General features: G+C 33.6%; 8 protein-coding genes. 7 read left to right on the forward strand and 1 reads right to left on the reverse strand.

What is annotated here, in order from left to right; translation table 11 throughout:
• The first annotated feature begins 16 nt into the window (after nucleotides 1–16).
• Together NLJ00_RS08710 and NLJ00_RS08715 are read left to right on the forward strand one after the other, a co-directional pair.
• Entirely contained in the window at nucleotides 17–928 is a 912-nt protein-coding gene (locus NLJ00_RS08710) for a PorP/SprF family type IX secretion system membrane protein (RefSeq protein ID WP_256636914.1), read from the forward strand.
• A 9-nt stretch (nucleotides 929–937) separates the two neighbouring features.
• Entirely contained in the window at nucleotides 938–2,941 is a 2,004-nt protein-coding gene (locus NLJ00_RS08715; RefSeq protein ID WP_256636915.1) for an OmpA family protein, read from the forward strand.
• 51 nt (nucleotides 2,942–2,992) lie between these two features.
• On the opposite strand, the gene NLJ00_RS08720 is transcribed toward NLJ00_RS08715, so the two are convergent.
• Entirely contained in the window at nucleotides 2,993–3,331 is a 339-nt protein-coding gene (locus tag NLJ00_RS08720) for a hypothetical protein (protein WP_256636916.1), read from the reverse strand.
• A gap of 87 nt (nucleotides 3,332–3,418) precedes the next feature.
• Here NLJ00_RS08720 and NLJ00_RS08725 point away from each other — a divergent pair, with 87 nt between their 5' ends.
• The 5 genes from NLJ00_RS08725 to sov all read left to right on the forward strand — a co-directional run bounded on the left by NLJ00_RS08725 (nucleotide 3,419) and on the right by sov (nucleotide 15,809).
• Nucleotides 3,419–3,661, forward strand: a complete 243-nt coding sequence (locus NLJ00_RS08725; protein ID WP_053471670.1) for a helix-turn-helix domain-containing protein — start codon at nucleotides 3,419–3,421, stop codon at nucleotides 3,659–3,661.
• A 1,367-nt stretch (nucleotides 3,662–5,028) separates the two neighbouring features.
• Entirely contained in the window at nucleotides 5,029–5,454 is a 426-nt protein-coding gene (locus tag NLJ00_RS08730) for a CBS domain-containing protein (protein WP_053471668.1), read from the forward strand.
• 156 nt (nucleotides 5,455–5,610) lie between these two features.
• Nucleotides 5,611–7,902: an NADP-dependent malic enzyme gene (locus tag NLJ00_RS08735; protein WP_256636917.1), complete on the forward strand. Its 2,292-nt coding sequence runs from the start codon at nucleotides 5,611–5,613 to the stop codon at nucleotides 7,900–7,902.
• Nucleotides 7,903–7,982: 80 nt separating this feature from the next.
• On the forward strand, nucleotides 7,983–8,564 hold the full coding sequence (ruvA, locus tag NLJ00_RS08740) for a Holliday junction branch migration protein RuvA (RefSeq protein WP_053471666.1): 582 nt from the start codon (nucleotides 7,983–7,985) through the stop codon (nucleotides 8,562–8,564).
• Nucleotides 8,565–8,588: 24 nt separating this feature from the next.
• Entirely contained in the window at nucleotides 8,589–15,809 is a 7,221-nt protein-coding gene (gene sov / locus NLJ00_RS08745; RefSeq protein WP_256636918.1) for a T9SS outer membrane translocon Sov/SprA, read from the forward strand.
• The last annotated feature ends 60 nt before the right edge of the window (nucleotides 15,810–15,869 follow it).

A 15,869-nucleotide genomic window follows, 5' to 3' on the forward strand; every position in this document is an offset into this window, starting at 1 on the left:
TTTAAAACTCTTATAAATGAAAAAATTAGGCTTAATTTTCATGTTTTTTACAATTGTGTGTTCTGCTCAGCAAGATTCTCAATTCACACAATATATGTATAATACAATCGAAATCAATCCGGCATATGCAGGTTCGCGCGGCGTATTAAGTGCTTTCGGTTTATATCGTACACAATGGGTTGGACTTGACGGAGCACCGGTAACAAGTACTTTTTCAGTAAACACACCTTTGGACAATAGTAAATTAGGATTAGGGGTTTCTCTGGTAAATGATAAAATTGGACCAACGACTGAAAACACACTATCGGCAGATTTGTCTTATAGCGTTCCAACTTCTGAATCCTTTCAGCTTTCATTTGGTATAAAAGCCACAGCAAATCTTTTTAATCTTGACAAAAGTAAATTAAGCTACGAAGATCAAAATGATGAAATGTTTCAGGATTTAAGAAACAAGTTTACACCAAATATTGGAGCCGGAATTTACTGGCATTCAGATCGTGCTTATTTAGGATTATCAGTTCCAAATTTTATCGAAACAAACAGATACGATGATAACGATGTTGCCATCTTCAAAGAAAAAATAAACTACTATTTCATGGCAGGTTATGTTTTCAATTTAGATCGTTTAGAATACATAAAATTCAAACCGGCATTGTTAACAAAAATGGTCGAAGGAGCACCTTTGCAGGTAGACGTTTCAGGAAATTTTATGTTTAATGATAAATTTGTTGTAGGACTTGCTTACCGTTGGAGTGCTTCTGTAAGTGCAATGGCAGGTTTTCAGGTTACAAGAGGAATGTATGTAGGATACGGTTATGATCATGAAACAACACGTTTACAAAAATACAATTCAGGATCACATGAAATTTTCCTTCGTTTTGATTTCTTCAATAACTACAGCAAACTAACCTCACCAAGATTCTTTTAATATTTAAATATGAAGATGAAAAATTTAATTTATTCCTTTTTGTTCTTTTGCCTTTTCATCAATGCAAATGCACAAACTGCCAGTATAAAAAATGCAGATCAAAAATATGATAATTACGCTTACGCGGATGCTATAAAAGCGTACGAAAGTTTAGTAAAAAAAGGAGTTAAAGAAGAAAGAATATTTCAAAGACTTGGTAATTCCTATTATTTCATAGGAGAATTAGAAGAAGCCCTAAACTACTATCAGGAACTATTCAATTTAAATGAAAATCAGGAAGCTGAGTATATGTACAAATATGCCCAATGCTTAAAATCAATTGGAAGTTATCGTAAAGCAGATGAAGTTTTGGAAAAATTCAGCCAAAAAGCACCTTCAGATAAAAGAGCCATTTTGTTTTTAAAGAACAAAAGTTACCTGGAAGATATCAAAGCAAATTCAGGCCGATTTGATATTGCTGATGCCGGAGTTAATTCAAAAGATTCAGATTACGGAAGTACAATTTTAGACAATAAATTAGTATTTACATCTGCAAGAGATACGGGTGCGATCATCAAAAAGAATTTCAAATGGACAAATAAAGCCATTTCTACACTGTATACAGTTGAATTAAATGCTGACGGAAGTATAGAAAAACCAGTATTATTTCACAAAAAGAATTTAAAAGTAAATTTCAACCAGTCTACTCCGGTTTTTACAAAAGACGGACGAACCATGTATTTTACCAGAAACAATTCTGTAAACGGTAAAAGAAGACAAAACGAAAAGAACATTACGCTTTTAAAACTATATAAAGCAGTTTTAATCGATAACGAATGGAAAGAAGTTCAGGAACTTCCTTTCAACAGTGATGAATACAGTGTTGCGCATCCAGCCTTAAGCGCCGATGAAAAAACATTATATTTTGCATCAGATATGCCGGGAACACTTGGACTTTCGGATATATTTAAAGTAAGTATAGCTGCCGATGGATCTTTTGGAACACCAGAAAATTTAGGCCCGGAAATTAATACAGAAGGCAGAGAAACATTTCCTTTTATTTCAGATGAAAACGAACTTTATTTTGCCAGCGACGGAAGACCAGGTCTGGGCGGACTTGATATTTATGTTTCAAGAATAACAAAAGAAGGTGCTTTTGATGAAGTGCTAAATGTTGGAGAACCAGTAAATAGTAAACAAGACGATTTTGCTTTTATAATTAATAGTAAAAACAGAAACGGTTTTTTCTCTTCAAACAGAGTAAACGGTCACGGACTTGATGATATTTACCGTTTTACAGAAAACCGTAGATTAATTTGCGAGCAGCAATTATCAGGAATCGTTACAGATCAGGAAACAAACGAACCACTTTCAAATGTTAATTTGATTTTATTTGATGAATCAGGTAAAACTGCTGTTGAAACAAAATCAGATGCAAACGGAAATTATGCTTTCGCCGATGTAAGATGCGGAAAAAAATATTTCATCAAAACATCAAAAGAAGATTATTTGTTTAAAGAAGTTTCTCTAACACTAAAAAAAGCAACAGGTTCAACTACGCTGCCAATAGCTTTAGAACAAAAACCAAAACCAATTGTAAAAGCAATGCCGGTTGTAATAAAAGGAAACTCTATTAAACCAGTTAAAGTTAACATTACAATAGGAACCGATTTGGTAAAACTTTTAAACATACCAATGAACTTTTTCGATTTAGGTAAAGCAACAATTAAAAAAGAATCAGAGCCTAAACTGCAAAAAATTGTTGATATACTAAAACAATATCCGAACATAAAAATAGATATTCGTTCGCATACAGACAGCCGTTCATCATCAGAAAGCAATCAGATTTTATCAGATAAAAGAGCACAATCTTCAAAAAACTGGCTGGAACAAAAAGGAATTGATGGAAGCCGTTTAACAGCAAAAGGATACGGAGAAACGCAGCTGGTAAATAAATGTGCCGATGGCGTAAAATGTACCGAGAAAGAACATCAGCAAAACAGACGAAGCGAATTTATAATTACAAGTATGTAATTTTATAATATAACAAAAAGCCCTTTTCAAATCCAGAAAAGGGCTTTTTATTTATGAATTGATGTTATTATTTTTCGGAATAAACATGTCGCTAATTTCACTTAAAAACTCAAATTCATCTAAAGGAAACATTTCTAAAACGGTTTCTAAAATTAGAGATACATTAACTGGATTTTTATTTGTTTCCGAAATTTTATCTGCTTGTTGGTCTAATGTCAAAATGCACATTTTTAACATATTGGTTATAACACAACCAAGTTCAAAATAATTTGAAAATTTAATTTGAGCGACATTATTTTCTGTTTTATCGTCAGCTGGTTTTAAGGTGCTGAAATATCTGGCGGTTAATTTTTGTAATTGCTCTAAATTTTTAATTTCATTTGTTTCCATAGTATGTTTTTAGCAAATGTAGTATTATATTTTAAACACGACATATATGTCGCGGTTATTTTTTTCACAGTTTAATAGATTTGATTTGTGGAAAAAAATAAATACGAGTTAGAGATTATTAAATTAGGTTTATTAATCAAAGAACTCAGAGGAAAAGAAAAGATTACACAAGAACAATTGTCAACATTATGTAATGTTGATGTAAGAACTATTCAAAGAATTGAAAAAGGCAAACAAAATATTACCATTAGTTTACTTTTTTCATTAGCTGATTCATTGAAAATAGAATCAAGTGTATTAATAGGTAAAATATTTTCTGAAAATCCATAATAAATCAATTAGACTTCCAAATTAAAACTCTTTATATAATCCCTACGGGATATTATTTCAATTGTGATTTTCTTTTTCTACCGATATCTAACTCCTAACGGAGTACTTCGTAAAAATTTATATTTGGTTTTATCATCATTTAATATTTCGTAGAAATTATATATCGGTAGCAAAAAAATTATCGACATACATTTTGTCCTGTAAGGACTATTCATATAATATTGTTTCATATCTCCCTACGGGAAATTGTTTGGGTGAAAATTTCTTTTTTTTCTACCAACCAATTACTCCTAACGGAGTATTTCCTAAAAATTTATATTGGGTTTTGTCATCATTTAATATTTTGTAGAAATTATATATCGGTAGCCATTTAAAAAATATCAATATGCATTTGTCTCGTAGAGACTATACATTTAATATTGTTTCCTATCTCCCTACGGGAAATTGTTTGGGTGGAAATTTCTTTTTTTTTCTACCAACCAATTACTCCTAACGGAGTATTTCTAAAAATTTAAATTCGGTTTTGTTATCATTTAATATTTCGTAGAAATTATATATCGGTAGCTATTATAATATCGCCATGCATTTTGTCCCGGAGGGACTATACATTTAATATTGTTTCATATCTCCCTACGGGAAATTGTTTGGGTGGGGATTTCTTTTTTTTTCTACCAACCAATTACTCCTAACGGAGTATTTCTAAAAATTTATATTCGGTTTTGTCATTTTAATATTTCGTAGAAATTATATATAGGTAGCTATTATAATATCGGTCATGCATTTTGTCCCGGAGGGACTATACATTTAATATTGTTTATATCTCCCTACGGGAAATTATTGGATGAATGATTTCATTTTTTCTACCAACCAGATACTCCTAACGGAGTATTCCATACAAATTATAACATTTGATTTTACCGATATTTAATTCCTAATGGAATTTTTCTAATATTGAATTTCTACGAAGCACTCCGTTAGGAGTGACTGCTCGGTAGCAAAAAAAAAATATCCGACATGCATTTTGTCCCGTAGGGACTATACATTTAATATTATATTATATATCTCCCACGAGAAATATTTTGGGATGATGTTTCTGCTAATATCTAATTCCAAACAAAAATCTTAAACTATAATATTTAATTTTTAAAAAAATACTCCGTTAGGAGTAACTGGTCGGTAAATGTTAAAAAATCTAATTTTCTCTAAAAAAACTTTGTAAATCTTTTCTTTCTTTAACGTATAATTTTTAAAATTTTAATTTTTGTGTATTTTGTTTAAAATGAGCAATTTGTATTTTTAAAAAATCGATTTCGTTGCGCATTGTATTTGTTTTTATTTTAACTTTATAAATCTAAAATTTTTCAGATATGACTGTACATCAAATACTTAATGCAAAAGGAAGGAATGTATATTCCGTACGTTCAACAACAACCGTTTTTGAAGCCTTAAAAGTAATGGGCGATAAAAACATAGGCGCCATTCTTGTTATTGACGGAAACGATTTAAAAGGGATTTTGTCTGAAAGGGATTATGCTCGAAAAATTGTTTTAAAAGACAAATCTTCAAAAGAAACTTTTGTACATGAAATTATGGAAAGCAATGTTTTCTCGGTACTGCTTTCAAATAATATCGAAGACTGCATGGAACTCATGAGTTCAAAAAGAATCAGACATCTTCCTGTTTTAGAAGATGGAACAGTAGTGGGAATTATTTCAATTAGCGATGTTGTTAAGGCAATTATCGAAATTCAAAAAGACACTATTAATCACTTAAACTCTTACATATCACAGTAAATACGCTTATTAAAATACTTTTTTCAATAGTCCGATACAGCTCGGACTATTTTTTTTGACCTCTCGATTTTGATATTTTAACAAAAGAAAGAACCAAAACGCCCCATTTTAAAACTAAGACTTATATCTTTGTAAGCTAGAATAAAAGCTAAAATAATGAACAAAGAGAGTAAAAAAAGAGAGGCGTTACTGTATCACTCAGAGCCAACTCCAGGAAAAATTCAGGTAGTTCCAACAAAAAAATATGCAACCCAAAGAGATTTATCGCTGGCTTATTCGCCAGGTGTTGCTGAACCTTGTTTAGCAATTGCAGAAAACATTGAAGATGTATATAAATATACTGCAAAAGGAAATTTAGTTGCCGTAATTTCAAACGGTACAGCTGTATTAGGTCTTGGAGACATAGGTCCGGAAGCAGGAAAACCTGTAATGGAAGGAAAAGGTTTGTTGTTTAAAATATTCTCTGATATTGACGTTTTTGACATCGAAGTTGGTACAAAAGACGTTGAAGAATTTATTCAGACTGTAAAAAATATTGCTCCAACTTTTGGAGGTATTAATCTTGAAGATATCAAAGCACCGGAATCTTTTGAAATCGAAAGAAGATTAATAGAAGAATTAGATATTCCGGTAATGCACGATGACCAGCACGGAACTGCAATTATTTCTTCTGCAGCTTTAATCAATGCACTTGAATTAGCAGGAAAAAAAGCCGAAGACGTAAAAGTAGTAGTTTCCGGAGCAGGATCTGCAGCAATTGCTTGTACAGACTTATATGTATTATTAGGTGTAAAAGTGGAGAATGTTTTAATGTATAACAGTAAAGGACTTTTAACAAAAGACAATCCTTCACTTTCAGAATTACAATTAAAATATGCAATCGACGGTCCAAAAATTGAATTAGCAGAAGCTGTAAAAGGAGCTGACGTTTTCATCGGATTATCATCTGGAGATATTCTTTCACCAGAAATGTTATTGACAATGAAAGATAACCCGATTGTTTTTGCAATGGCAAATCCAAATCCGGAGATCGATTATAATTTAGCTGTAGAAACTCGTAAAGATGTTATTATGGCTACAGGCCGTTCTGATTTTCCTAATCAGGTAAATAACGTTTTAGGATTTCCTTATATTTTTAGAGGAGCTTTAGACGTACGTGCTACAAAAATTAACGAAGCTATGAAAATGGCTGCTGTAAAAGCATTGGCTATTTTAGCAAAAGAACCAGTTCCAGAACAGGTTAACGTAGCTTATGGAGCAACAAAATTAGGTTTCGGACAAGAATATATCATTCCAAAACCATTTGATCCTAGATTAATTACCGTTGTAGCGCCTGCAGTTGCAAAAGCAGCAATGGAGTCTGGAGTAGCAAAAAATCCTATTACAGACTGGGCAGCTTATGAAGATAAGCTTCGCGAACGTATGGGTAATGATAATAAAATGGTACGTTTAATTACAAACCGTGCTAAATTAGATCCTAAACGAATTGTTTTTGCTGAGGCAGACCAATTAAATGTATTAAAAGCAGCGCAGATTGTACACGAAGACGGAATTGGTATTCCGGTTTTATTAGGAAGCAGAGAGACTATTTTAGAATTAAAAGAAGAATTAGGTTTTGATGCTGAATTAGAAATCATTGATCCTAAAACAAACGAAGAAGAAGAAAGACGTAACAAATTTGCAGCTTCATACTGGGAAACAAGAGAACGCAGAGGAGTTTCATTGCTTGATGCTCAAAAATTCATGCGTGAAAGAAACTATTTTGCTGCCATGATGGTAAACGAAGGCGAAGCAGATGCTCTTGTAACAGGTTACTCAAGAAGTTACCCAAGCGTAGTAAAACCAATGCTTCAATTGATTGAAAAAGCACACGGAGCTTCACTTGTGGCAACAGCAAACATGATGTTGACTTCACGCGGGCCAATGTTTTTATCAGATACTGCAATAAACATTAATCCATCATCTGAAGATTTAGTGAACATTGCCTTGATGACTGCTAAAACAGCAAAAATGTTCGGAATTGAACCTGTTATTGCAATGGTTTCGTATTCAAACTTTGGTTCATCATCACATCAAAATGCTTCAAAAGTAAGAGATGCGGTGGCGTATTTGCATAAAAATCACCCTGAGATGGTCGTAGATGGTGAAATTCAGGCAGACTTTGCTTTAAATTCAGAAATGCTTCAGGAGAAATTTCCTTTCTCTAAATTAGCAGGAAAAAAAGTAAATACACTGATATTCCCTAACTTAGAGTCGGCAAATATCACTTATAAGTTGATGAAAGAATTGAATAAATCAGCTTCTATTGGACCAATTATGATGGGATTAAATAAACCGGTTCACATTTTTCAATTAGGAGCAAGCGTTGAAGAAATGGTAAACATGGCAGCAATCGCTGTTATCGACGCTCAGGAAAAAGAAAATAAAAAAAATAAATTGGCTCAATAGGTAGAATTAAATAAGGATCAAATAATATTGTCTTATTTTTATTGCATTTTTATTATATTTGATACTTATTAATAATACATATGATAGCACATTTGCAGGGGAAATTAGTCGAAAAGAATCCCACAGAAGTTGTAATTGATTGCGGTGGAGTAGGATACCACGTAAATATTTCTTTACATACTTTTTCATTAATCCCTAATGCTGATTTTATAAAATTGTATACGCATCTTCAAATCAAAGAAGATGCGCATACTTTATTTGGATTTGTAGAAAAATCTGAACGAGAAATATTTAGAATGCTTTTGTCTGTATCAGGAATTGGGGCAAACATTGCACGAACAATGCTTTCTTCAATAGAACCAAGACAAATTATTAATGCAATTGCCTCAGGAGATGTTGGTTTAATTCAGTCCATAAAAGGAATTGGAAACAAAACTGCACAGCGAGTAATACTTGATTTGAAAGAAAAAGTGTTAAAGTTGTACGATTTGGATGAAGTTTCAGTAGTTCAAAACAATACAAATCGAGATGAAGCGTTATCTGCTTTGGAAGTTTTAGGTTTCGTTCGAAAAACTTCAGAAAAAGTAGTAGAGAAGATCGTAAAAGAAGATCCGGAAGCTACTGTAGAAACGATCATCAAAAAGGCTTTAAAAAGCTTATAAAACCAATTTTTTATAACCAATTGTATGCGTAAAATTTGTATTTTTTTACTGGTTTTATTTTGTGGTAATGTTATACGATCACAAGTAAATCCGGCGGTTCAAGATACAACTAAAACTCAGTTTTCTGTAGGGAAACTCGAGATCGATAATCCACCAAGCATACTTTCGGCTTATAAATACGATCCCATTACAGATCGATATATTTACACCACTTCGGTTGATGGTTTTTCAATCGACTATCCTCTTGTTTTAACTCCTAAAGAATATGAAGATTTAGTTCTAAAAGAATCACGAAGAGATTATTTTAGAAAAAAAGCAGATGCAATCGACGGTAAAAAAACCGGAGCTGAAGCCGCTAAAAAAGATTTACTGCCAAGATACTATATCAATTCAAGTCTTTTTGAAAGCGTTTTTGGAAGTAATACCATTGATGTAAAACCTACAGGTTCTGTCGAAATGGATTTAGGTGTCCGTTACACCAAACAAGACAACCCTTCATTCTCACCTCGAAACAGATCAAGTCTTACTTTTGACTTTGATCAGCGTATCAGTATGAGTTTAATGGGGAAAGTAGGAACAAGATTAGAAGTAAATGCTAATTATGATACCCAATCTACGTTTGCATTTCAAAACTTATTTAAGTTAGCGTACACTCCTTCCGAAGATGATATTATTCAAAAAGTAGAGGTTGGTAACGTGAGTATGCCGCTGAATAGTACGTTAATTCGCGGGGCGCAAAGTTTATTTGGGGTAAAAGCACAATTACAATTTGGGAAAACAACCATTACAGGAGTTTTCTCCGAACAAAAATCACAAACAAAAAGTGTAGTTGCAGAAAACGGAGGAACAGTTCAAAACTTTGATTTATATGCTTTAGACTACGATAGTGATCGTCACTTTTTCTTATCTCAATATTTTAGAAATAAGTACGATGCATCATTAAAAAAATATCCATTTATTGACAGCCGTGTTCAAATTACAAGATTAGAAGTTTGGGTAACAAACAAACAAAATCGTGTAAGTACGAATAATAATAACTTAAGAAATATTATCGCGCTTCAGGATTTAGGTGAAGCTCAAATTACAGGAATTCCAGATAATCAGGTTGTAGTTATTAGTTCAACTGCAGGATTTTTCAATAATGGGATAGATTCGCCAACGGATAACAATAATAATAAGTACGACCCGGCAACAATAGGTCAGGCAAGTTCTTTCCTGAATTCTAAAATTAGAGAAATTGTAACAGCAAAAGCCGGATTCAACAACACAAATGTCAGCGAAGCAACAGATTATTCTGTTTTAGAAAATGCAAGAAAATTAACTACTGCAGAGTATACATTTAATCCGCAGTTAGGATATCTTTCTTTGCAGCAGCGTTTGGCAAATGATGAAATTCTTGCCGTTGCCTTTGAATATACAATTGGAGGAAAAGTGTATCAGGTTGGAGAATTTGGTAGTGATGGTGTTGACGGAACAGTTGTAACAGGAAATAACAACGCAAATCAGGCAATTATTACGCAGAGTTTAGTTTTAAAAATGCTGAAAAGTAATTTGACAAACGTTCAAAATCCGGTTTGGAACCTGATGATGAAAAACGTTTATCAAATTCCGCAGGCATATCAAATTAAACAAGACGATTTCAGGTTAAACATTCTTTACACAGATCCTTCGCCAATAAATTATATCACGCCGGTTCAGGGATCGAGTTTCCCTTCAAACCCAACATCGGATATGAAGGTAGAAAATACCCCATTATTAAATGTTTTCAACCTAGACCGTTTAAATTATAATAACGATCCACAAGCTGGAGGAGATGGTTTCTTCGATTATATTCCGGGTGTTACAGTCGATGTTCAAAACGGACGAATCATATTTACCACAAAAGAGCCTTTTGGGGAACTTATATTTGATAAATTGAAAGATGGTGGTCAAAATTATAACGATCCATCAACCTATAATGCAAACCAGCAGAAGTACGTATTTAGAAATATGTACAGAAATACACAAGCAGGTGCATTGCAGGACAGTGATAAAAATAAATTCTTATTAAGAGGAAAATACAAATCATCCGGAAGTAACGGAATCCCTATTGGAGCGTTCAATGTACCGCAAGGTTCTGTTGTAGTTACGGCAGCCGGAAGAGTTTTAGTTGAAGGAATTGACTATAGCGTCGATTATCAATTAGGAAGGGTTCAAATTCTTGATCCTTCATTGCAGGCATCAAATACGCCAATTGAAGTTTCATTAGAAAACAACTCCATCTTCGGACAACAGACCCGAAGATTTATGGGATTAAATGTCGAGCATAAAATTTCGGATAAATTTGTAGTGGGCGGAACTTTCTTAAAAATGACAGAAAGACCATTTACCCAAAAATCAAGTTATGGTCAGGAATCTGTAAACAATACTATTTTTGGATTCAACGGAAACTATTCAACAGAAGTTCCATTCTTAACGAGATTAGCAAATAAACTTCCAAATGTTGATACAGATGTTCCTTCGAATTTATCTGTTCGTGGTGAGATCGCATTTTTAAAACCAGATGCGCCAAAAGCCAGTGATTTTGAAGGAGAAGCAACAATATATGTTGATGATTTTGAAGGCTCGCAGTCAACCATAGATATGCGTTCTGCATATGCATGGAGTTTAGCTTCTGTACCATTTATCACTAATGATGCAGATGTTACTTTTAATGCTAATTTTAATGATTTACGATACGGTTATAAAAGAGCAAAATTATCATGGTATACCATTGACCCTGTATTTTATACCTCAAAACCATCCGGAATCTCAAATGATGATTTATCATTAAATACAACAAGAAGAATTTACAGCAGAGAGCTTTATCCAAATACAGATATTGCGCAAGGACAAATTCAGGTAGTCAACACACTTGATTTAACGTATTATCCATCTGAAAGAGGTCCGTATAATAATAATCCCGATTTTGGAACCACTAATCCGGCAACAAATTTTGGGGGAATTATGCGTGCTTTAAATTCAACAAATTTTGAGCAGGGAAATGTGGAGTACATTCAATTTTGGGTTCTTGATCCATATGTTGGAAATTCAGAAGCTCCGGCAAATAATACAGGTAAAATTTATTTCAACTTAGGGGAAATCTCTGAAGATGTTTTAAAAGACGGAAGAAAGCAATACGAAAACGGATTAGGGCCAGACCAGATTAAGGTTAATCCGAGACCGCTTTGGGGAGACGTTCCGGCTTCGCAATCTTTAATTTATGCTTTTGATACTAATCCTGACAATAGAAAAAATCAGGATATTGGTTTAGATGGTTTGCCAAGTTCTCAGGAAGGACAAATTTATACCAATTATGCAGGCGAGGCAGATCCGGCTGCAGATGATTATACGTATTATTTAAATACAGACGGAGGCGTTTTAGAACGCTATAAAAATTATAACGGTACAGAAGGAAACTCTGCAGTAAGCATCGATGATCCTAATCGTGGTTCTACAACTTTGCCGGATGTTGAAGATATTAACCGTGACAACACGATGAGTACCATCAATGCGTATTATGAATATAGTATTGATATTAAACCAGGAATGCAGATTGGTCAAAACTACATTACAGATATTCGTGAACCGGGTGATTTAGGACCTATAGAATTGCCAAATGGAGGAACAACAACTGCCAGATGGATTCAGTTTAAAATACCGGTTTCTCAGCCGCAAAATACTATTGGAAACATTACAGACTTTAGATCTATTCGTTTCATGCGTATGTTCATGACCGGATTTAGCAGTCAGGCAACGGTACGTTTTGGAGCTTTAGATTTAGTAAGAGGAGAATGGAGAAGATACACAGGAACACTAGATGTTAATCACCCAAAACCAGAAGATTCTACTGTAGAATTTGATGTTGCAGCGGTAAACATTCAGGAAAACAGCAATAAATGTCCGGTTAACTATGTAATTCCGCCGGGGGTACAAAGAGAGCAGTTGTACAATAATAATACAGTTGTTAATCAAAATGAACAAGCTTTAGCAGTAAGAGTTGCTGGTTCTGGTTTACAATATCAGGATTCGAGAGCAGTTTTCAAAAACGTAAGTGTTGATATGCGTCAGTATAAAAAACTGAAAATGTTTTTACACGCAGAATCTTTACCACGTGAAAACACACTTGAAAATGATGAAATGGTAGGTTTCATTCGTTTTGGAAATGACTTTACACAAAACTTTTATCAAGTAGAAATTCCGTTAAAAGTAACTCCTACAGGAGCATCTTGTAACATAAGTCCGGATCAGGTTTGGATGGAAGAAAATGATATTGATTTGGCGCTCGAATTGTTGACTAAAATGAAAATCAAAGGTATGAGCATTGATATCAATTCTACTAAAAGAGATGTCAATGGTATTTATTACCCGGATAATGACCCTGATGTTGAAGGCGGTGACGGAAGCGACAGATTAACTTTAGGTATTAAAGGAAATCCTAATTTCGGTTTAGTTCGAAACTTAATGGTCGGAGTAAAGAGTAGGGCAGATCATAAAGATATTAAAGGAGAGGTTTGGTTCAACGAACTTCGTATGTCTGATTTAGAAAACAAAGGCGGTATGGCGGCGATATTAAATGTCGACACCAATATGGCCGATCTTGCTACGCTTTCTGCAACGGGTAGAAAAAGTACAATTGGTTTCGGTTCTTTAGAACAGGGAGCAAACGAACGCAGCCGTGAAGATATTCAGCAGTATAACATCGTTACTAATTTAAACTTAGGAAAGTTACTGCCTAAAAAATGGGGAATTAATCTGCCGTTTAATTACGCAATTGGAGAAGAAGTAATTACTCCGGAATATGATCCGTTTAATCAGGATATTAAGTTAGATCAATTAATTAGAGAAACGACAGATCAGGCAGAAAAAGACAATATTAGAACTCGTGCGGTAGATTATACAAAACGAAAAAGTATCAACTTTATCGGCGTAAGAAAAGACAGAGCGCAAGAGCAAAAACCTCATGTTTACGATGTGGAGAACTTTACATTCTCACAATCCTACAATCAGGTAGAACGTCATGATTATGAAGTTGAAAACTATGAAGACGAACAATCAAATACGGCTGTAAACTATGCTTATACGTTCCAGCCAAAAGAAGTTGTTCCGTTTAAGAGTACTAAATTCATGAAGAAAAGTGATTACTGGAAATTGCTAAGTGATTTCAACTTTAATTATCTTCCTTCAAATATATCTTTCAATTCTAATATTTTAAGACAAAGCAATCGCCAGCAGTTTAGAGAAGTTGAATTAACTGAAAATAGTATTGGACTTGATCCGCTTTACAGACGAAATTTTGCCTTTAATTATCAATATGGTTTTGGTTTTAATTTAACTAAATCTTTAAAACTGAATTATAGTGCAACATCAAATAACATTGTTCGAAACTTCTTAAACGATGATAATACTCCAAAAGAAGATTTTAATATCTGGGATGATTACTTTGATATTGGAACACCAAACCAGCACGCACAGCAATTGGTCTTGAATTATGAAATTCCAATTAATAAAATTCCAATTTTTAGTTTTGTAAAAGCAAGTTATTCTTATACGGCAGATTATAACTGGCAGCGTTCATCAACAGCGTTTTCTCAATACGAAGATCCTAATACCGGTGCTATTTATGATTTAGGAAATACAATTCAAAATGCAAACTCAAATACGCTTACAACGACCTTAACAATGGCTACGCTGTATAAGTATTTAGGTTTAGTTCCTGGTGCAAAAAAGCAAGCGAAACCTAAACCGGCAGCTCCGCCAAAACCGGGAGAAAAAATTGTAAACACAGCTAAACCAGTAGTAAGCAGTAGTCCGTTCTACGATGGTTTAATTGGAGTATTAACAAGTCTTAAAAATGTACAGATTAATTATACCAAAAACAGCGGAACTGTTTTACCGGGTTATACGCCAAGTATTGGTTTCTTAGGAACATCTAAACCAAGTTTAGGATTTATTTTTGGAAGTCAGGATGATGTACGTTATGAAGCGGCTAAAAACGGATGGCTTACAACTTATCAGGATTTCAACCAAAGCTACTCGCAGGTTACTAATAAACTGTTGAAGGTTACAGCTAATATTGATTTATTGCCAGATTTAAAAGTTGATTTGTCGATGGACCGCTCTTATTCTGAAAATACTTCAGAACAATACACCGTTGATCCGGCGACACGTGAATATATGCCGTTGTCTCCTTATACTTATGGAATGTTCTCTATTTCGACAGTATTAATAAAGACAGCTTTTCAAACCAGCAACGAAAACGAGTCTGCGGCATTTGATGACTTTAGAAATAACCGTTTAATAATTGCAAACCGTTTGGCAGAGCAGCATTACGGTTCAGGAGTTGAGATTCCAAGATATGGAGATGTGAACAATCCAATTCCGGCAGAGACCGCACCAAATTATGCGATTTATACCGCCAATCAAGGATATCCAATAGGGTACACTAAGAGTAATCAGGCTGTATTATTGCCGTCATTCCTTGCGGCGTATGCAGGAAACGATGCTTCTAGTTCATCAACAGATATATTTAGAAGTTTCCCAATTCCAAACTGGAGTATTAAATACAATGGGTTAATGCGTTACAAATATTTCAAAGATAAATTCAAGCGTTTTTCATTACAGCATAATTATAGAGCATCGTATACCATCAATCAGTTTAGATCAAATTTTGATTATAATGATACGCCAACAGTACAGGACGTTAATACCAATTTCTTCAATAAAATTATTATGTCGAATATCAACTTGGTAGAACAGTTCAGCCCGTTAATCAGAATGGATTTTGAGTTGAAAAGTTCGCTGAGAGTTCTTTCTGAAATTAAAAAAGACAGAGCTTTATCAATGAGTTTTGACAATAATTTATTGACAGAAGTTAAAGGGATTGAATACGTTGTTGGTTTAGGATATCGATTTAAAGATGTTATATTTTCATCAAGACTTGCTGACAATCCAACAGGAATTATTAAAAGTGACATCAACATAAAAGCTGATTTTTCATTTAGAAATAATCAAACCTTAGTTCGTTACTTAGATTATGATAACAATCAATTAGCGGCCGGACAAAATATCTGGTCATTAAAATTAACAGCAGATTATTCATTCAGTAAAAACCTTACGGCAATATTCTATTATGATCATTCGTTCTCAAAGGCAGTGATTTCGACATCATTCCCTTTAACGAACATTCGATCTGGTTTTACGCTTCGATATAATTTCGGAAATTAAATTTAGGTTTATAATCGAGAATTTATTAGAAGATTATTACATTTGTTGCTGAATTATTAA

It is taken from the genome of Flavobacterium panici (assembly GCF_024499525.1).
Classification (GTDB): Bacteria; Bacteroidota; Bacteroidia; order Flavobacteriales; family Flavobacteriaceae; genus Flavobacterium; species Flavobacterium panici.

Bases quoted from the DNA above. Each gene is read 5' to 3' on its own strand.
- NLJ00_RS08710 (WP_256636914.1), top strand. From the start codon at position 17: ATGAAAAAATTAGGCTTAATTTTCATGTTTTTTACAATTGTGTGTTCT.
- NLJ00_RS08715 (WP_256636915.1), top strand. From the start codon at position 938: ATGAAGATGAAAAATTTAATTTATTCCTTTTTGTTCTTTTGCCTTTTC.
- NLJ00_RS08720 (WP_256636916.1), bottom strand. From the start codon at position 3,331: ATGGAAACAAATGAAATTAAAAATTTAGAGCAATTACAAAAATTAACC.
- NLJ00_RS08730 (WP_053471668.1), top strand. From the start codon at position 5,029: ATGACTGTACATCAAATACTTAATGCAAAAGGAAGGAATGTATATTCC.
- NLJ00_RS08735 (WP_256636917.1), top strand. From the start codon at position 5,611: ATGAACAAAGAGAGTAAAAAAAGAGAGGCGTTACTGTATCACTCAGAG.
- ruvA (WP_053471666.1), top strand. From the start codon at position 7,983: ATGATAGCACATTTGCAGGGGAAATTAGTCGAAAAGAATCCCACAGAA.
- sov (WP_256636918.1), top strand. From the start codon at position 8,589: ATGCGTAAAATTTGTATTTTTTTACTGGTTTTATTTTGTGGTAATGTT.